At 60.8% G+C, this 18,778-nt stretch carries 12 protein-coding genes; 3 read left to right on the plus strand and 9 right to left on the minus strand.

Features of this window, described 5'->3' with window-relative positions; translation table 11 throughout:
- Positions 1–636 precede the first annotated feature (636 nt).
- Positions 637–2,610 carry a M23 family metallopeptidase gene (locus V1T76_RS11570; RefSeq protein ID WP_330560824.1) on the plus strand — a complete coding sequence of 658 codons (1,974 nt, stop codon included), beginning with the start codon at positions 637–639 and terminating at the stop codon, positions 2,608–2,610.
- 227 nt (positions 2,611–2,837) lie between these two features.
- On the opposite strand, the gene V1T76_RS11575 is transcribed toward V1T76_RS11570, so the two are convergent.
- From V1T76_RS11575 to V1T76_RS11615, 9 genes are all read right to left on the minus strand, one after another.
- Positions 2,838–6,071, minus strand: a complete 3,234-nt coding sequence (locus V1T76_RS11575) for an efflux RND transporter permease subunit (protein ID WP_330560825.1) — start codon at positions 6,069–6,071, stop codon at positions 2,838–2,840.
- Entirely contained in the window at positions 6,068–7,081 is a 1,014-nt protein-coding gene (locus V1T76_RS11580; RefSeq protein WP_330560826.1) for an efflux RND transporter periplasmic adaptor subunit, read from the minus strand. Before V1T76_RS11580 ends, V1T76_RS11575 begins: the two co-directional genes overlap by 4 nt.
- A 13-nt stretch (positions 7,082–7,094) precedes the next feature.
- Positions 7,095–7,298 carry a YgaP family membrane protein gene (locus V1T76_RS11585; protein ID WP_330560827.1) on the minus strand — a complete coding sequence of 68 codons (204 nt, stop codon included), beginning with the start codon at positions 7,296–7,298 and terminating at the stop codon, positions 7,095–7,097.
- Between the two features lie 206 nt (positions 7,299–7,504).
- Complete coding sequence (gene clpB / locus V1T76_RS11590; RefSeq protein WP_330560828.1) at positions 7,505–10,102, minus strand: ATP-dependent chaperone ClpB; 2,598 nt, start codon at positions 10,100–10,102, stop codon at positions 7,505–7,507.
- Positions 10,103–10,355: 253 nt separating this feature from the next.
- On the minus strand, positions 10,356–11,132 hold the full coding sequence (locus V1T76_RS11595; RefSeq protein ID WP_330560829.1) for a DUF4167 domain-containing protein: 777 nt from the start codon (positions 11,130–11,132) through the stop codon (positions 10,356–10,358).
- A 310-nt stretch (positions 11,133–11,442) separates the two neighbouring features.
- Entirely contained in the window at positions 11,443–12,291 is an 849-nt protein-coding gene (prmC, locus tag V1T76_RS11600) for a peptide chain release factor N(5)-glutamine methyltransferase (RefSeq protein ID WP_330560830.1), read from the minus strand.
- A gap of 2 nt (positions 12,292–12,293) precedes the next feature.
- Positions 12,294–13,367: a peptide chain release factor 1 gene (gene prfA, locus V1T76_RS11605; protein WP_006932382.1), complete on the minus strand. Its 1,074-nt coding sequence runs from the start codon at positions 13,365–13,367 to the stop codon at positions 12,294–12,296.
- A 54-nt stretch (positions 13,368–13,421) separates the two neighbouring features.
- Positions 13,422–15,689: a phosphoenolpyruvate--protein phosphotransferase gene (gene ptsP, locus V1T76_RS11610; protein WP_330560831.1), complete on the minus strand. Its 2,268-nt coding sequence runs from the start codon at positions 15,687–15,689 to the stop codon at positions 13,422–13,424.
- Positions 15,690–15,753: 64 nt separating this feature from the next.
- The gene (locus tag V1T76_RS11615) at positions 15,754–17,004 is read right to left on the minus strand and encodes an aspartate kinase (protein ID WP_330560832.1); all 1,251 of its coding nucleotides are present in this window, start codon (positions 17,002–17,004) and stop codon (positions 15,754–15,756) included.
- 194 nt (positions 17,005–17,198) lie between these two features.
- Here V1T76_RS11615 and ubiG point away from each other — a divergent pair, with 194 nt between their 5' ends.
- Together ubiG and V1T76_RS11625 are read left to right on the plus strand one after the other, a co-directional pair.
- Positions 17,199–17,960, plus strand: coding sequence for a bifunctional 2-polyprenyl-6-hydroxyphenol methylase/3-demethylubiquinol 3-O-methyltransferase UbiG (gene ubiG / locus V1T76_RS11620; protein ID WP_330560833.1), 762 nt, complete (start codon positions 17,199–17,201; stop codon positions 17,958–17,960).
- Positions 17,960–18,655: an alpha/beta fold hydrolase gene (locus V1T76_RS11625; RefSeq protein ID WP_330560834.1), complete on the plus strand. Its 696-nt coding sequence runs from the start codon at positions 17,960–17,962 to the stop codon at positions 18,653–18,655. Before ubiG ends, V1T76_RS11625 begins: the two co-directional genes overlap by 1 nt.
- Positions 18,656–18,778: the final 123 nt, after the last annotated feature.

Raw genomic sequence — 18,778 nt, forward strand, 5'->3', positions numbered from 1 at the left:
CAAGGCCAACGCCGCCTACGCTTCCCTTCCTTCAATAATCAAATTGTCAAAGAACCATTCGCCAGTCAGCAAATGCGGCTTAAAAGCCTTCAACCAAAGACGCCGAACCACTCTCCTGTTGCCAGGTCGATGCGGCAAAGTTGTTTGGTAGAACCAACAGCGAGGAGCGCCGTGTTGGCGGCGCCGCCGTCGATGGAGGGCGTTATACGCAGGGCCTGAAGATGAGTCAACACTCTTTGTCAAAAAAGATTCACACAGGCTGAAACGCCCGGAATTGCTAGGGTAAATCATCACCTTACCCCCCGGGCCTTGACGCACCCCCACGATTTTTTTTGAATTCTTTTGTGCGTTTTCCCACAGGAGCCAGGAGAAAGACCCAGGGCTGCTGCACGAGCCCCTTATAAAGATGGTGTCAGGCCTCTTTGCGACCACAGAACTGACAAATTCTGCTCGTAACCCACCATCGCGAAGCGGTTCCCCCCGGTGGGCATCCGTGCAGAAACAATTGACGATTTAAATCAAACACTGCATGTAGCAGGATCTGTTATGTTTAGCAGCGCTGAAACATACTGGCCGCGCCGCAGGGCTGCGGACTTCGGATTCATGCGATAGCTTAAAAGGACCGGACAGGTATTAATGCATTTTGGGCCCTTCCATAGCGCGCAGACCCTCAGGATAGAGTTGGGTGAAGAACCGCCTCTGCGCGGTTACGAAGGCCGTAGTGGCATGTCCGACCGGCGTCAGGTGTCTTTGCGCTGGTTTGCCGGCACCGTCCTGACTGGCGTCACGTCGCTTGTTCTTATGGGCGGCGCCCTCATGGCGGCGCTCGACGGTCAGTATAGTGTCGAAGCTGCGCCTTCTTCCGATGCATTTTTGAACGGTTTTTCCCTGTCCAGCGGCGGCACCAAGGGCGATCGCGTCCTGCGCACCGCGGCGGAGTACTCCAGCAAGCATGTCATCGACGTCAATGTGGTCACGCGCGAAGGCGACCGCGACCATATTCGCGTCCAGCCGCATGTCTTCGTCAGCGCGACGCTTGCGACCCGCAAGGATCCGGAGCTGGCCGAACGCATTCCACCGTTCAATCCGCTGAACATGTTCGCCGACAATAACGATGACGACGGCGGCACCAATGTTGCGGAAGCCGGCACACCGCTTCCGGCAGATTCCATTTACGGCGCAAAGCTGGAAAGCGAAGTCAGCATTTCGCTTGCCCCCTTCCCGTCGTCCAGCGCCGATATCGACATGGATCGGACCCCGTCCGAGACCGAGGTCGAGCTTGCCGTTCGCGAAACCGCGCGCACGCTCTCGATTGACGCTGTCGAAATGGCGGCAAAATCCCTCGTCGATCCGGGCCGCTTCGATTTCAATCTCGCGCTTCAGCCGGACCTGGAACGCTACGCTGTGCGTATCACTCCGGAAAACGTGTCCTTCGTTTCCAAGCAGGACGAAGACATCCGCTTTGCCGGCATGGACGAGAGCATCGTGCCCGTGACCAAGGACCAGGATCTGGTCGACGTCATGATGGACTATGATGCGACCGAGGAAGAAGCCCTTGCCATTTCGGCTGCCTTCTCGAACCTGTTCGGCATAACCGATCTGACAGAAGGTCAAAGGCTGCGGATCGCCTACGCCCCGTCACCGGATGATCTGGAGCGGATGCGTCCTGAACGCGTGAGCCTTTACGAGAACACCGAACACCAGGCCACGGTCGCCCGCTCGGACAGCGGTGTCTATATCGAAGCCAAGGAACCGAGCACCTTCCTTGCTGATGCCTTCGAAGAAGCCGACCGCGTTTCCTACGGCGGCCCGACGCCCGCCATCTATGACAGCCTTTATCAAACCGCGCTCGAACAGGACATGCCGGAAGAGATCATCAATGATCTGGTGCGCATGTTCTCCTTCGATGTCGATTTCAACGCGCGCGTCCAGCCGGGGGATGCTCTTGAGCTGTTCTTCACCGATGGTGATGACAACACGCCGCCGAAAATTCTGTATGCCGCGCTCAACACCGGCAATACCACCCGGGAGTTCTACCGGTTCCGCACGCCTGACGACGGCGTGACCGATTTCTACGACGAGACCGGCCAGAGCGCGAAGAAGTTTCTTATTCGCAAGCCGCTCAACGGCGGCAAGTTCCGCTCCGGGTTCGGCATGCGCCGTCACCCGATTCACGGCTACACCAAGATGCACCGCGGTGTGGATTGGTCCGCCTCTCGTGGAACGCCGATCATGGCGGCCGGCAACGGCACGATCGTGAAGGCAGGCTGGAGTTCCGGCTATGGACGTCGTATCGAGCTGCAGCACACCAACGGCTATACCACCACCTATAACCACATGAGCGGCTTCGGCAGCGGCATCCGTGAAGGGGTCAAGGTCTCCCAGGGCCAGATCATCGGCTACGTCGGCTCCACCGGCCTGTCGACAGGCCCGCACCTGCACTACGAGGTGCTGGTGAACGGCCGCTACATGGATCCGATGCGGATCAAGCTGCCCAAGGGCCGGACCCTGGATGGTGAAATGCGCACCGCGTTCGAAGCTGAACGATACCGTGTCGACAGCCTGCTGGACCGGGTCCGCAAGCCATCCCGCATCGCAGCCGTCAACTGACACTCTGGATAGCCGTTCGGCCGGGTGCTTTGGCGCCACGGCCGAACATTGCTACGCCTGATCTCCTGAAGAGTTCCCATAGAGGCATTGAGGAAACCCGGCGCAACTGTCCGTGGGGCCGCCACTCAGGTCATCATTTGCGCTCGGCAGCAGAACAAGACCCAATCGGCGAGCCTGCGGCCAGCTGACGGATCAACCCCGGTCGCAGCGAACTACGGCGACAGCCATCAGCCTTCCACGTGTTCCGCGTCGGAAGTCGCCGCCCGAGGTGCCCGCCCATGGCGCAGGGCCATATAGATGGCGGGGATCACCAGAACCGTCAGGATTGTCGACGACGCCAGGCCGAACAGCAACGATATCGCCAGTCCCTGGAAGATCGGATCGCTCAGGATCACCGCAGCGCCGATCATGGCGGCAAGCGCCGTCAGCAGGATCGGCTTGAAGCGGATTGCACCAGCTTCAAGCAAAACGTCCAGGAGCGGCTTTTCCGGCGTGCGCGAATGCTGGATGAAATCGACCAGCAGAATGGAATTGCGCACGATGATGCCGGCCAGCGCGATGAAGCCGATCATGGATGTTGCCGTGAACGGCGCTGCAAACAGCCAGTGCCCCAGCATGATGCCGATCAGCGTGAGCGGAATAGGCGTCAGAATGACGAGTGGCAGCTTGAAGGAACCGAACTGGGCCACCACGAGGAAGTAGATGCCCAGAATCGCCACCATGAAGGCGCCTCCCATATCGCGGAAGGTGACCCAGGTGACCTCCCATTCGCCATCCCAGAGCAGGGTTCGCCGGGTTTCATCCTCGGGCTGTCCGTGAAGGGCGATAACCGGTGCGCCGTCCGGGCCCCAGTCCATATCGCGGAGCCGCTGGCCAACCGCCATCATTCCATAGACGGGGGCTTCGAACGCACCGGCCAGTTCACCGGTCACCATTTCAACCGCGCGCCCGTTGTGGCGGAACACGGGAAAGGACGTCTTTTCCCGGCGAACCGTCACCACATCACCAAGTTCGATCACGCCCCGGCCTCCGGGCAGGGCGTTGGCCGGCACCGGTGTTGAAAGAACGGCCTCTCCCATCACCATGTTGCCCTTGGCAAGATGGATCCGGATTGGAACAGGATAGCGCGCGCGTCCCCGGTGCGAATAGCCAACGTCGGTGCCGCCATATAGCCGCCGGATCGTATCAAACACATCACCCTGTTCGACCCGGTGATATTCCAGCCTGTCCTGATCGATGGCGATGCGCACCCGGTCAGCCTGGGCACCGAAGCTATCGTCGACATCGACGATGAACGGAACATCCTCGAAGGCCTGGCGAACCTTGCGCGCCACATCCCGTCTGCTATCGGCATCCGGACCGTAGATTTCCGCAAGCAACGTCGCCAGAACCGGCGGTCCGGGCGGTGGCTCAACCACTTTCAGGACGGTACCGTCAGGAAGATCGAGGCCTTCAAGAATTGAACGAATATCCAGCGCGATCTCGTGGCTGGTCCGGTCCCGCTCGCCCTTTTCGCTGAGATTGATCTGAACGTCACCCTGCTCGGGCAAGGCCCGCAGATAGTAATGGCGCACCAGCCCGTTGAAATTGAAAGGCGATGCGGTTCCGGCATAGGTCTGGAACGACAGGATTTCCGGAACGTCTTCCAGGCGGGCAACGATATCCTGCAGAACCCTGTCGGTGTCTTCGACCGAAGCTCCTTCGGGCAGATCGGCAAGCACCTGCAGCTCTGCCTTGTTGTCGAACGGAAGCAGCTTCACGGTGACGTCGGTGGTGTAGAACAGCGCCAGCGAACCTAAGGTGCAGACCCCAACGAGCAGCAGGAAGACCCAGGACCGCAAGCGCGATCCGATCAGCGGTCTGGCTGCCAGAACGTAAAGTCGGCCGAGAGCCCCGCCATGCGCTGCTGGAACGTGGGAATGCCCGCCGCCGCGCCCTGCGAATTTCATCATCAGCCAGGGCGTCAGCATCACCGCGACAAAGAAGGAAAACAGCATCGCTGCCGACGCGTTGGCCGGGATCGGCGCCATATAGGGCCCCATCAGGCCTGAGACGAACAGCATCGGCAGAAGCGCGACGATCACCGTCAACGTTGCGATGATGGTCGGATTGCCGACTTCCGCCACAGCCTCCACCGCCGCTTGCGTGCGGCTGCGGCCGTCGGCCATGCCCCAGTGCCGGGCGATGTTCTCGATCACCACAATGGCGTCGTCCACCAGGATGCCGATGGAAAAGATCAGGGCGAACAGGCTGACCCGGTTGATGGTGTAGCCCATCAGATAGGCTGCAAAAAGCGTAAGCAGGATGGTGGTCGGTATCACCACCAGCGTCACCAGCGCTTCGCGCCAGCCGATAGCTAGCGCGATCAGGATAACGATGGAAACCGTTGCAAGACCAAGGTGGAACAGCAGTTCGTTGGCCTTTTCGTTGGCTGTCTCGCCGTAGTTCCGGGTGATTTCCATGTCCACATCTTCTGGAAACAGATCTCCGCGGATCGCTTCCAGCCGTGAGACGATTTCATCGGAAATCACCACTGCATTTGTACCCGGGCGTTTGGCGATGGCCAGCGACACAGCCGGGGCCAGGGTCAGCTTTCCCTCCAATTTCCGGATGTTGGCAACCCGGTGCTCCGCCGCGTGAGTGGCGAGATCTATGCGGGCGACATCGCGCACATAAACCGGCCGGGCATCGCGGGCAGTCAGGAACAGGTTGCCGATCTCTTCGGCCGATTGCAGCGTCTCGCCAGCCACCAGCACCCGCTGCTCGCCGGCTTCGCGCACATAGCCCGTCCGGAAGGACTTGTTCGCGCCTTCGATCTTGGCGGCCAGTTGCTGAAGCGTGATGCCATAGAGAGACAGCTTTTCGGGATCCGGCTCCACCTGGATGGCTTCCGGCTGCTCGCCGACGATGAAGGTCAGGCCGATGTCCGGCAGCTTGGCGATTTCTGTCTGAAGTTCCCGCGCAATCCGGGTCAAACCGTTCGCGGTCCATCGCTCCGCCGCTTCCGGAGCGGGTGTCAGAGTGACGACGACAATGGCGACATCATCAATACCCCGGCCGACAATCAGCGGCTCGGGGATACCGACGGGAATCCGGTCCATGTTGGCGCGGATCTTTTCGTGCACGCGCAAGATGGCGGCATCCGCATCGGTCCCGACGAGAAACCGGGCTGTCACCAGCACACGGTCGTCCTGGGTCTGGGAATAGATATGCTCGACACCGTCAATCGCCTTGACGATGGTCTCGAGCGGTTCCGTCACCAGTTTGACAGCATCTTCCGCATTCAGCCCGTTGGCCTCCACGTGAATGTCGACCATAGGCACGGAGATTTGCGGCTCTTCTTCGCGCGGCAGAGCAACGAGAGCAATCAGACCCAACGCAAGGGAGGCCATCAGAAACAGCGGGGTGAGTGGAGAGCCGATGAAAGAACGGGTCAGCCAGCCTGCAAGTCCGAGCTTCATGGAACCACCACCCGGTCACCTGCGCGCAGCCCGGTCAGGATCTCGACCAGAAGTGTCTCACCGTGAAGAACTTGGGCTCCCGGAACCACGGCGACATCCTGCGAACCGCCGTCTCCGGCAACCTGCACATAATCGACACCGTGCCGAATTGAGAGAGCCGCCTCTGGTACGGCTATGACCTCCCGCTCGCCAACAGGAACATGAACCAGCGTGCGTTCGTTGACGAAATAATCTCCCAACCCTTCGACCTCGACATCTGCCGTCACACGGCCTTCTGCTATTTCAGGATAGACCTTGACGATGGTTCCAAAGGTTTGCTGGTTCCCGGCAGCCTTCTGCGTTGGCTCCAGGCCGCGCCCGCCCAGCAGAACTTTCGCACCTGAGGTGATTTGGGCGGCATGGCGCTCGGGGATGGACAGGCGCAGGAAGTAACGGCCACTCGCTATTGTGGCAACTTGCTCTCCCGGCAGAATGACCGACCCTTCCGTAACCGGCACCGTCAGAACGCGTCCGGCATTCGGCGCCAGGATGTTCCCTTCGCTTGCCCGCTGGCGAACGACGGCCATCTCGGCTTCTGCCGCCACGGTCTGGTTGGTGACCACATCGAACTGCGTGCGCACCTGATCAAGCCGGCTTTGCGCCGCGCTGCCGCGTGCAACCAGTTGCTCGACGCGTTCAAGCTCGGTGCGGGCGTTTTGAAGCTGGGAACGCAGAACCTCGATCCGAGCCTCGGCGGCCTCCAGTTCAAGCGCGATCTTTTCGTCGACGACCACAGCGACGACCTGATCTGCCATCACCATGTCGCCTTCACGCACAGAAATGGTCTTGATGGTTCCGCCAATCCGGGCGCGGGCAGGCACGACCGTCCGGCTTTTGACCTGGGCAAACACCGCCTTGGTTTCCGACACGGAGACCAGCTCGGCCAGAAATTCGCCGGCACGAGCCACCGACGCGGCACCGGATGCTGCCGCCAGCGTCAGCAGCAAGAAAAGCGAGATACCGCGTCTCATTCCGTCCTCCACCTTACGAGAAGGCCACTCCCGCCTTCACTCCAAGCTTCTTGAAGATGATCGCCGCCGGACAAAAGCCAGTGACGGATGCCTGCATCAGGTTCAGGCCGACAAAGGCGTTGAGAAGGTACCAGTAGGGCGAAACGTAAAATCCCAGCGCCACGGACAAGAGTACCATGGCACCCGCGAACATCATTACCGCACGGTCGACTGTCATTTGAGCCTCCTAAACCGAATTGGCCACCCTCGCGATTACACCGAGGCGCAGTATTAGTTTCATATTTATGAATGTATGAATATCACACCTTTTCGCCGGCCAGTTTGACAAAACGCAAATGAGGCCGGCAGTCGAAGCACAAAAAGAAAAACCCGCGGAAGTTTCCTTCCGCGGGTCTTTTGTTCAATCGGTGTAATCGGCGCTGATTAGGCGGCGACGCTTTCCGATCCAACCACCTGGAACATCAGGCGATCGGAACCGGCGGAGACTTCGACTGTCTGGCCGTCGAGGATTTCGCCGGCAAGCAGTTTCTCGGCAAGCGGATCCTGAACGTCCTTCTGGATCACCCGCTTCAGCGGCCGGGCCCCGTAGGCAGGGTCGTAGCCCTTCTGGGCCAGCCAGCCAAGAGCACCATCGTCCAGCTTCAGCGTGATCTTGCGATCGCTGAGGAGAGCCCGCAGGCGCTCCAGCTGGATCTTGACGATATCGGCCATCTGGGACCGCTGCAGGCGGTGGAACAGCACGATCTCATCGAGACGGTTCAGGAACTCGGGCCGGAAATGGCCCCTGACCGCACTCATGACCTCGTCGCGAACCGCGTCCGTATCCTGACCTTCCGCCTGATTGACCAGATATTCGGCCCCCAGGTTCGAGGTCATGATGATCAGGGTGTTGCGGAAGTCGACAGTCCGGCCCTGACCATCGGTCAGGCGGCCATCGTCCAGAACCTGCAACAGCACGTTGAACACATCGCTATGCGCTTTTTCGATCTCGTCGAAAAGCACAACCTGATACGGCCGCCGCCGGACGGCTTCCGTCAACGCCCCGCCTTCCTCATATCCGACATAGCCCGGAGGTGCACCGATCAGCCGGGAAACGGAGTGCTTCTCCATGTATTCCGACATGTCGATCCGCACCATTGCGCTGTCGTCGTCGAAGAGGAACGACGCAAGTGCCTTGGTCAGCTCGGTCTTGCCGACACCCGTCGGTCCGAGGAACATGAACGAGCCAATCGGCCTGTTCGGATCCTGCAGACCGGCACGCGCCCGGCGCACCGCAGTGGAAACCGCATGAATGGCTTCTGCCTGGCCGATGACCCGGTTCGCCAGCATGTCTTCCATCTGAAGCAGCTTTTCGCGCTCGCCTTCCAGCATCTTGTCGACCGGAATACCGGTCCACTTCGAAACGACCTGGGCAATGTGAGCCGGCGTAACGGCTTCATCGACCATGGCATCGGCGTCCTCGGAAGCTTCCGCTTCCGCGAGTTTGCGCTCCAGCTCCGGAACCACGCCATAGGCAAGCTCACCGGCCTTGGCCAGATCGCCGCGCCGCTGCGCGATTTCCAGGTCGATGCGAGCCTGTTCCAGCTGTTCCTTGATCTTCTGTTCAAGGTGCAGCTTTTCCTTCTCGCCCTGCCAGCGGTTGCTGAGTGCCTGCGACTTCTCTTCCAGATCCGTCAGCTCTTTCTCGAGCCTGGACAGACGGTCCTTGGACGCGTCGTCGCTTTCGGCCTTCAGGGCCTCGCGCTCGATCTTTAGCTGGATGATCCGTCGATCCAGTTCGTCCAGTTCTTCCGGCTTGCTGTCGACCTGCATCCGCAGTCGGCTGGCGGCTTCGTCCACAAGGTCGATGGCCTTGTCCGGCAAGAACCGGTCGGTGATGTACCGGTTCGAGAGAGACGCTGCCGAGACAATGGCACTGTCGGTGATACGGACCCCGTGATGGAGCTCGTATTTCTCCTTGATGCCCCGCAGGATCGACACCGTATCCTCGACCGTCGGCTCGCTCACGAACACCGGCTGGAACCGGCGGGCAAGAGCGGCATCCTTTTCGACGTGCTTGCGGTACTCGTCGAGCGTGGTTGCGCCGACACAGTGCAGCTCGCCGCGGGCCAGGGCAGGCTTCAGCAGGTTGGAGGCATCCATGGCCCCGTCCGCCTTGCCGGCTCCCACCAGCGTGTGCATTTCGTCGATGAACAGGATTACCTTGCCCGCGGCCGCCTGGACCTCGGACAGAACACCCTTGAGGCGCTCCTCGAACTCACCCCGGTATTTCGCACCGGCAATCAACGAGCCCATATCAAGCGCCAGAAGCTGCTTGTCCTTCAGCGATTCCGGCACGTCGCCGTTGACGATTCGCAAAGCGAGACCTTCGGCAATCGCGGTTTTACCGACGCCGGGTTCACCGATCAGAACCGGATTGTTCTTGGTACGGCGTGACAGCACCTGAATGGTCCGGCGGATTTCCTCGTCACGGCCGATCACCGGGTCGAGCTTGCCTTCCCGGGCGACCTGGGTCAGATCCCGTGCAAATTTCTTCAGGGCGTCATACTGATTTTCTGCAGTCGCGGTATCAGCCGTCCGGCCCTGACGAAGCTGGTTGATGGCCTCGTTCAGTGCATTGGGGGTGATGCCGTGCCGCTTCATCAGCTTGCCGGTTTCACTGTCGGTGTCCATGGCAAGCGCAAGCAGAAGCCGTTCGACAGTGACGAAACTGTCTCCCGCCTTGTCGGCAATCTTCTCAGCCTGCTCGAACAGCCGGGCGGTTGCCTGGCCCATGTAGAGCTGTCCGGACCCGCCGGAGACTTTCGGCATCTTGTCCAGAAGGCCTTCAAGATCGCCCTTCAGCGCCTTGGCGTTGCCGCCGGCACGGTCGATCAGGCCGCTGGCCATGCCCTCCTGGTCATCCAGAAGCACTTTCAGGATGTGTTCAGGTGCGAATTGCTGATGGCCCCGCCCCAAGGCAAAGGTCTGAGCGGACTGGACAAAACCGCGCGCACGCTCAGTGTATTTTTCAAAGTTCATAAGATACCTCCTACCCGTCCGCACCACCCGAAGCGTGGGGAACGATCTGGAATACGGACCCCTGATACGGGCATCCGCGCAGCCTGTTTCCCGGCTGCTCCTCTTATATAGTGTTGCATATTCACCACAAAAGCCCCTGCGGCATCTTATTCTGCACTGTAGGTACAGATCGCAACAAGCCAAACAAAAACGGCGCCCATCGTGGACGCCGTTTTATCTGTTTCAGCTTATTCGAGGCTGACGCTTTACCGGATCATTCTCCGGCAGGTGCCTCGACAGGAGCTTCTTCAGCCGCCTTGGCGCGGCGCGGGCGTGCAACCCGACGGCGTGGCTTCGGCTGTTCCTCTTCGTCGGAACCACCGGCGGCTTCTGCACTTTCCGTGGCTTCGCCAGCGGCCTGACCGGCCTCCGGCTGATCACCGGAAGCCCGGCGCGGCGTGCGGGCACGAGGTGTCCGGGCCCGGCGGCGCGGCTTCTCATCCGCTTCGTCGTCACCGGCTTCGGCCTTCTCCACCTTCTTGGAGGCGCCGTTGACCTTGCCTTCCTGATCGATGACGGGCATGTCGTCGATGAAGGGCTGCGGGCTGTCGGCATCCATCAGGTCGCCGTCCGAAGAGGACACGTCCTGCGAAGGCCGTTCTGCGCCATTGGAATGGCCAGAGCCGTTGGATGCCGCGGCTTCGAAACCGTCTTCGGCTTCGTTGCGGGTAGAGGCATGGGCCATCGGCTGCTGTTGCGGCTGCGCAGCAGCCACAATGCGCAGATAATGCTCCGCATGCTGGTTATAGTTCTCGGACATAACCCGGTCGCCAGATGCCTGGGCATCGCGTGCAAGCTGCTGGTACTTCTCTGCAATATGCATCGCAGTACCGCGGATTTTCACATCAGGACCGTTGGATTCGTAAGTCCGGGTTAACGGATTAGGGCCCTTGCGGCCCCGTCCGCGCATACGCTTATTGCTTTGATTTCCTGGTCTCATCCTGCCGTTTTCTCTTGCGGAACGGCGGTCAGCTTCACGCTGACCCAACATCGGAATTGCCTAAAACCGACACGAAATACCTGCCGAAACCAACAATGCTGGTTAGCGGCTGTCATTGAAAACATACGCAGCGCGCTAATGGCCGCTGGCCTACGCGATTGTCTTTTTCTTCGACAGTCCGAAACACCGGATAGTCCGATATACAACGGTTTCCAAAACGCTGAAGTGGCGCCGGTTCCCTGCTGCCGGATGCGCATGCCCCGCTAAACGCTGATAACATCTCCGGTCTCGGCAAAAGGAACGTACCCGTTTCCGTTACGATTTCCAAGTGCTTTTTCCACTTTTGATCAAATCCGCAAAATTAAGACATGCGGGCCACTACGACGCGGTCGTTGCCGGAAAGATCCCTAATGATTTCAATCTCTACAAAGCTATGATGACGCAGCTGTTTTTTCAGATCAGCCCCTTGATCGAAGCCGATTTCAAGCGCGATCCATCCCCCTGGACGAAGCAGTTTTTCCGCATCCGTGAGAATACGGACATAAGCCGTCAGACCGTCTTCGCCGCCATCAAGCGCGAGCTTCGGGTCGTGCTGAATCACTTCGCGTGACAGCTCCGCAAGCACGGACGTGCGGATATAGGGCGGGTTGCTGACCACCCAGTCGAAACCGCCCTGGGGCCTGAGAGCGGACGTATAATCGGCGCGCACTGTCAGAAGCCGGTCCCCAACGCCATGAAGAGACGCGTTGCCCGCAGCGCATTCCAGCGCCTGTTCCGAAAGATCCACCGCGATCATCCGGCTTCGGGGAAGTTCGGCCAGCAGGGTGACGGCGATGGCGCCCGTGCCCGTGCCGATATCGCACATGACCGGCGCCTCATCGGCAGCGCATCTTTCCAGCACGGCATCAATCAGGGTTTCGGTGTCTGGCCGGGGTTCCAGCGTGGCCGGGTTCAACAGAAACCGGCGGCCGTAGAATTCCCGCTCCCCGAGTATCCGGCCGACAGGCATGCCTTCCAGGCGTTTCTGCGCATAGGCTTCGGCAAGCCCGGCCGCTTCGGGCGTGGTGTCTTCGTGTTCGCGAAAGACAAGATCTGACAGGGGCAGGCCCAGTGCCGCGCTGACCAGCAGCCTCGCATCCAGGTCCGGCGTCGGCAATCCGGCCAACCGGAACCGGTCACGCACGGACCGGTAAAGCTGGCTGATGGTCACCCTCAGGCCTCTTCGGTTGCCAGAAGGCTGGCCTGGTGATCCAGGATCAACGGTTCGATGACCTCACCGAGCGCTTCGCCGGACAGGATCTGTTCCAGCTTGTAGAGCGTCAGGCCGATACGGTGGTCGGTCACGCGGCCCTGCGGGTAGTTGTAGGTGCGGATACGCTCCGACCTGTCGCCGGAACCGACCTGCAACCGGCGTGCTTCGGTCCGTTCGCTCGCCGCCCGCTCACGCTCCTCGTCGTAGATGCGAGCGCGCAGGAGCTGCATGGCCCGCGCCTTGTTCTTGTGCTGTGAGCGCTCGTCCTGGACCGCAACGACGATACCTGTCGGCAGGTGCGTGATGCGCACCGCGGAATCGGTCGTGTTGACGTGCTGCCCACCCGCGCCGGACGCCCGATAGGTGTCGATCCTCAGGTCGCTTTCCTGAACGTCGATATCGACATCCTCCGCCTGCGGCAGCACGGCGACAGTGGCGGCGGACGTATGGATACGGCCACCGGATTCGGTTGCGGGCACACGCTGCACCCGGTGCACTCCGGACTCGAATTTCAATTTCGCAAAGACGTTCTCGCCCGAAACGGATGCGATCACTTCCTTGTAGCCGCCCACTTCGCCTTCGCTGGCGGACAGGATTTCAACCTTCCAGCCCTGCAACTCGGCATAACGCTGATACATGCGGAAGAGATCGCCGGCAAAGAGCGCTGCCTCGTCGCCCCCGGTGCCGGCCCGCACTTCCAGAATGGCATCGTTGGAATCCGCCTCATCCTTCGGCAGCAGCCCGATGCGTACATCCTGGGCCAGCTCCTCGACGCGCTCTTCAAGTTCGTCGCGCTCCATTTCGGCAAGCTCGCGCATTTCCGCATCGGAAGACGGATCCTGCAGCAGTGCTTTCGCACCGGCCAGATCCTGTTCCGCCTTGATCAAGGCACGGATCTTGCCGACCAGCGGCTCCAGTCCGGCGTATTCCCGCGACAGCTTGACGTAAGCGCCCGGATCCGGATTGGCGGACATCATATGTTCGAGTTCCGCGAACCGGTCCAGCAGGGTATCGAGTTTGTGACGCGCCAGCATAAGCGCTGATTCTCCAGAAATAATCGCTTTTACGGTGAGTTACGCCCGTTAGCGCTAAAGGGCAACATCGGTTTCAGCAGCGAACCGCTTCAACACGTCCCGAATGTTGCTGTCATCGTGACCCGGCTCCAGCCGTGGCAGCAGCCTGGCCGACAGGCGGCCGGCGTCGAGGGTCCGCAGCATGGCCTTTACCGGCCCCAGAGATGCGGGCGACATGGACAGGTCCCGGAAGCCGAGACCGATCAGCGCCATGCCTTCCAGCGGCCGGCCGGCCAGTTCCCCGCACAAGGTCACGGGGACATGAGCCTTATTTGCGGCATCGACGATGGATTTCAAGGCCCGCAGGAAGCCGACCCCCAATGTGTCGAACCGGTCGGCGACACGCGTATTTCCCCGGTCGACCGCACAGAAAAACTGGAACAGGTCGTTGGAACCGACCGAGACGAAGTCGACCTGGGCCATCAGTTCCTCTAGCTGGAACAGCAGCGAGGGCACTTCCACCATCACGCCCAGACGGATGTTTTCCGGCGTGGCATGACCATGGCGGCGCAGGTGCTTGACCTCCTTGTCCACCAGGGACTTTGCCTGCAGGAACTCGTCGACCACCGCCACCATCGGAAACATCAGCTTCAGGTCCCGCCCGGCAGCCGCATGCAGAAGCGCCCGGATCTGGGTTCTGAGCAGGCCCGGCCGGTCAAGACCAAGGCGCAGCGCGCGCCAACCCATGGCCGGGTTTTCCTCCTGGATCGAACGCAGATACGGCAGCACCTTGTCGCCGCCGATATCCAGCGAGCGGAAGGTGACCGGACGCCCAGCGGCCGCATCCAGCACCTGGCTGTATTGCGACTGCTGTTCTCGCATGCGCGGGAACGAGGACGCCACCATGAACTGCAGTTCGGTTCGGAACAGACCAACCCCGGCCGCGCCGGCTTCATCGAGATGCGGCAGGTCGACCAGAAGGCCGGCGTTCATCTGCAGCGAGATATCGATGCCATCGCGCGTGACGGAAGGTTTGTTGCGCAAGCGCCGGTACTGGGCCTGCCGCCGCGCCCGAAAGCGGACCTTTTCCGCATAGGCGTTTTCCAGATCGACGGCAGGGCGAAGATGCACTTCGCCGGTATCGCCGTCGACAATGATTGCGTCGCCGCCATCGGCCAGGCTGACGATATCCTCAACGAGGCCGACCGTCGGAATGCCGAGCGCGCGGGCAACGATGGTCACGTGGCTGGTCGGCCCGCCTTCTTCCAGAACCAGGCCGCGTATGCGGTCCCGGCCGTAGTCCAGCAGTTCCGCCGCCCCCATGTTGCGGCCGACGACAATCGCATCCTGGGGCAATTCATCGAGCCCCGGGCCGTGCTCGCGGCCCATGAGTTCGCGGATCAGCCTGTGGGCAAGGTCGTCGAGGTCGTGCAGGCGCTCGCGCAGATAGGGATCGGTCTGGCGAAGCATGCGGGCGCGCGTGTCGCTCTGCACCTTCTCGACAGCCGCTTCGGCGGTCAGGCCGTTGCGGATCGCTTCTTCGATCTTCCGGATCCAGCCGCGGTCGTAAGCGAACATGCGGTAGGCTTCCAGCACCTCTCGATGTTCGCCGATCGCCGCGATTTCGCCGCTCGCCAGCAGATCGTCGATGGAAAGCCGCAACCGGTTGATGGCTGCATCCAGTCGGCTTTTTTCCCGATCCGTGTCTTCCGCGATCAGGTTGGTGACGACGACACGCGGTTCGTGCAGAACCACATGGCCAAGACCGACGCCTTCGGCAAGGCCGACCCCGGTTGAGGTGATCGGCCGGGAAAGGTCCAGGCCGGTTGCCTTCTGGGAAATGGCTTCCAGCTCACCGGCGGCCACCATTTCGGCGATCACCATGGCGGTCGTCTGCAGCGCTTCGACTTCGTCTTCCAGGTAGGTCCGGTGAGACTTGTTCTGCACGACAAGAACGCCGAGCGTGCGGCCCGCCCTCAGGATCGGCACACCGAGGAAGGAGTTATAGGCCTCTTCCCCTGTTTCCGGCAGATAGGCAAAGCCCGGGTGAGCGCTGGCATTGGGCAGATTGAGCGGCCGGGCTTCGGCCGCGATCAGGCCGACAAGACCCTGGCCGACGCGCAGCGAGGCATTGTGCACCGCTTCGCTCTTCAGACCCTCGGTCGCATAAAGCTCAAGAACGCCGTCGGCGCGCAGGATATAAACGGAACAGACTTCGGCGACCACGTTCGAGGCGATCAACACCACGATCTTGTCGAGTCGCTCCTGCGCCGTGATCGGCTCCGCCATGACTTCGCGAAGTCTGCGGAGCAGAAGGCGCGGTCCGGCTAGGTTGCTGCGCATTGCGCCCCCGTTGATCCCGCTTTTAACAGGCCCCTTGCTGTAAGGGGCCTGCCTTTCGGATGAACTATCCGTCCAACCCGTATAGCGAATGCAGAGTCCGCACCGCAAGTTCCGCATATGCTGAATCAATTAGCACGGAAATCTTGATCTCGGATGTGGTGATGGCGCGGATGTTGATGCCCTTGGAGGCAAGACCCCGGAAACACTGGGCCGCGATGCCAGCATGCGAGCGCATGCCGATGCCGATGACGGAGACTTTCACCACGTCCCGCGCACCTTCAAGGTTCTGGAAACCGATGACGCCGCGGTTGTCTTCCAGCACCTTGTTGGCCCGTTCGAAGTCGCCTTCGGGAACGGTAAAGGTGATGTCGGTGGTTTTGCCGTCGGGCGAAATGTTCTGGACGATCATGTCGACGTTGATGTTGGCATCCGCCAGCGGGCCGAACACGGATTCGGCGACACCCGGCTTGTCGGCAACGTCACGGAGAGAGATCTGGGCTTCGTCCTTGGCATAGGCAATGCCGGTGACAACCTGCTGTTCCACGAGTTCTTCCTCGTCGCAAATAAGAGTTCCAATCGGAAGGCCGTTCTCGCCGACCTGGGGCGCGTCCGGATCGTCAAAGCTGGAGCGCACGAAAGTTCTGACGCCATGGACCATGGCCATTTCCACCGAGCGCACCTGAAGCACCTTGGCGCCGAGCGAAGCCATTTCGAGCATTTCCTCGAAAGACACCCGGTCAAGCCGCTGCGCCTTGGGCACGATGCGCGGGTCGGTGGTGTAGACGCCATCGACATCAGTATAGATATCACAGCGGTCGGCCTTGATGGCAGCGGCAATGGCGACGGCACTGGTGTCGGACCCGCCGCGGCCCAAGGTCGCGATCCGGTTGTCCGGCGCCACGCCCTGGAAACCGGCAAGCACGGCCACCTGGCCCTGCTCGAGCCTTTCGCTCAGGAAGCTGCCGTCGATGTCGCGGATACGGGCCGCGCCATGGTTCTCGTCGGTCTTGATCGGCACCTGCCACCCCTGCCACGACCGGGCGTTGACGCCCATGTCCTGCAGCACGATGGCCAGAAGGCCGGACGTCACCTGTTCGCCGGAAGCGACAACGGCATCATATTCGCGGGCATCGTGGAGCGGCGATGCCTCACGGCAAAACTCCACCAGCTTGTTGGTCTGCCCGGCCATGGCCGAAACTACCACCGCGACCTGATGGCCGGCGTCCACTTCCCGTTTGACATGGCGGGCGACGTTCCGGATGCGATCAAGATCGGCAACCGAAGTCCCGCCAAATTTTAAAACCAGTCGGGCCATACCACTCGTATTCTTTATAGTCGTGTCTGAAAGCGCCTGATGCGCCTCTGGGATCGGCGCACATGCATACAGGCTGCGTTCCTTTGCTGCAACTGGGTCTCTTGACAAATAGTCCCAGACCTTGGAACGACTTCGAACCATAGAATGATCAGGCGAAGCGCGACACCGCTTCACGCTCTTGAAAGGACCGTCCGATGACTGGCAGGGCTCAGGAAACCAAAAGCACGATCGACAGCGAGGAAGTCGCGCGCTTTTCCGCCATGGCAGAAGAGTGGTGGGACCCGACGGGCAAATTCAAACCCTTGCACAAGTTCAGCCCGGTACGGCTGGAATACATCAAGGATCATGTCAGCCGGCATTTCGGCCGCGATCCGAAGGCGTCCGATGCCTTCAAGGGGCTGCGCTTCGTCGACATCGGCTGCGGCGGCGGCCTCCTCAGCGAACCCATGGCAAGGCTGGGCGCCGACGTCGTCGGGGCGGATCCTTCTGAAACCAACATCAAGATCGCCCGCCTTCACATGAAGACCTCCGGCCTTGAGATCGACTACCGGGCCGAGACGGCGGAAGCTCTTGCAGCGGCAGGCGAGACCTTCGACGTCGTCTTCAGCATGGAAGTGATCGAGCATGTGGCCGACGTGCCGCTGTTTCTGGAAGCCACCGCGCAAATGGTCCGCCCGGGCGGTCTGATGTTCGTTGCAACCATCAACCGCACACTCAAAGCCTATGCGCTTGCCATCGTCGGCGCCGAGTATGTTCTGCGCTGGCTGCCGAAGGGCACGCATTCCTATGAAAAGCTGGTCCGCCCCTCTGAAATCGAAGGCCCACTCCAGGCCGCCGGGCTGGCCATGATCGACCGCTGCGGCGTCACCTACAACCCGCTGACCGATACCTGGGCCAGATCACGGGATATGGACGTCAACTACATGATGCTGGCGGAACGGGCGAAAGAGGACTGATGAGCGACCCGATCCTGTTCATTCCGGGGCTTCTGTGCACAGAAGCCCTTTATGCTCCACAGATCGTCGCCTTCGCCGACCGGCCGATCATGGTGGCGAACCACCGCGAACACGACAGCATCACCGCCATTGCCGCGAGCATCCTGGAGAACGCGCCCGAGCGTTTTTCCCTGATCACTCTGTCGATGGGGGGTTACATCGCCATGGAAATCATGCGCGAAGCGCCTGAACGCGTCGGCAAGCTCGCTCTTCTGGACACCAACGCCCGGGCGGACACGCCAGAACAGTCCGAACGCCGGCAATTCCTGATCGACCTGACCCGCAAGAAGGGCTTTTCCAAGGTTCCGCATCTTCTTTACCCCGGCTTCGTTCATGAAAAACGTGAGGACGACGAGGAGCTGAAGGCAATCGTCGTCGAAATGGCACAGGACACCGGCCCGGAAGCGTTCATCCGCCAACAGACCGCCCTGATCAATCGCATCGACGCCCGGCCCCGGCTGGGTGACATCACCTGCCCGACACTGGTTCTGGTCGGTGAAGGCGACCGTCTGACACCGCTTGAGATCTCTCAGGAGATCCACAGCCACATTCGCCAAAGCGAATTGGCCGTGATCGAAGGCTGTGGCCACCTGTCCACGCTGGAAGCTCCCGAGAAGGTGACGGCGGTGCTGCGCGACTTTCTCAATCGCTCCTGAAGAATTGCCGCGCCGGGATGAGCCTGACGCCCCCTCCTCCTCAGCAGAAGAATCGTCAGCCGATTTGATCCGTGTCAAAGCTTGGCCTTGAGGCAAGGGTACAGTAACGTCACCTTTGGAGCG

Source organism: Roseibium sp. FZY0029, from assembly GCF_036350355.1.
Classification (GTDB): Bacteria; Pseudomonadota; Alphaproteobacteria; order Rhizobiales; family Stappiaceae; genus Roseibium.

Excerpts from the sequence above, each read along its gene's own strand:
- V1T76_RS11575 (WP_330560825.1), bottom strand. The coding sequence starts at position 6,071 with ATGAAGCTCGGACTTGCAGGCTGGCTGACCCGTTCTTTCATCGGCTCT.
- prfA (WP_006932382.1), bottom strand. The coding sequence starts at position 13,367 with ATGCTGGCGCGTCACAAACTCGATACCCTGCTGGACCGGTTCGCGGAA.
- V1T76_RS11580 (WP_330560826.1), bottom strand. The coding sequence starts at position 7,081 with ATGAGACGCGGTATCTCGCTTTTCTTGCTGCTGACGCTGGCGGCAGCA.
- V1T76_RS11615 (WP_330560832.1), bottom strand. The coding sequence starts at position 17,004 with ATGGCCCGACTGGTTTTAAAATTTGGCGGGACTTCGGTTGCCGATCTT.
- V1T76_RS11570 (WP_330560824.1), top strand. The coding sequence starts at position 637 with ATGCATTTTGGGCCCTTCCATAGCGCGCAGACCCTCAGGATAGAGTTG.
- ubiG (WP_330560833.1), top strand. The coding sequence starts at position 17,199 with ATGACTGGCAGGGCTCAGGAAACCAAAAGCACGATCGACAGCGAGGAA.
- V1T76_RS11585 (WP_330560827.1), bottom strand. The coding sequence starts at position 7,298 with ATGACAGTCGACCGTGCGGTAATGATGTTCGCGGGTGCCATGGTACTC.
- V1T76_RS11595 (WP_330560829.1), bottom strand. The coding sequence starts at position 11,132 with ATGTTGGGTCAGCGTGAAGCTGACCGCCGTTCCGCAAGAGAAAACGGC.
- ptsP (WP_330560831.1), bottom strand. The coding sequence starts at position 15,689 with ATGCGCAGCAACCTAGCCGGACCGCGCCTTCTGCTCCGCAGACTTCGC.
- V1T76_RS11625 (WP_330560834.1), top strand. The coding sequence starts at position 17,960 with ATGAGCGACCCGATCCTGTTCATTCCGGGGCTTCTGTGCACAGAAGCC.
- clpB (WP_330560828.1), bottom strand. The coding sequence starts at position 10,102 with ATGAACTTTGAAAAATACACTGAGCGTGCGCGCGGTTTTGTCCAGTCC.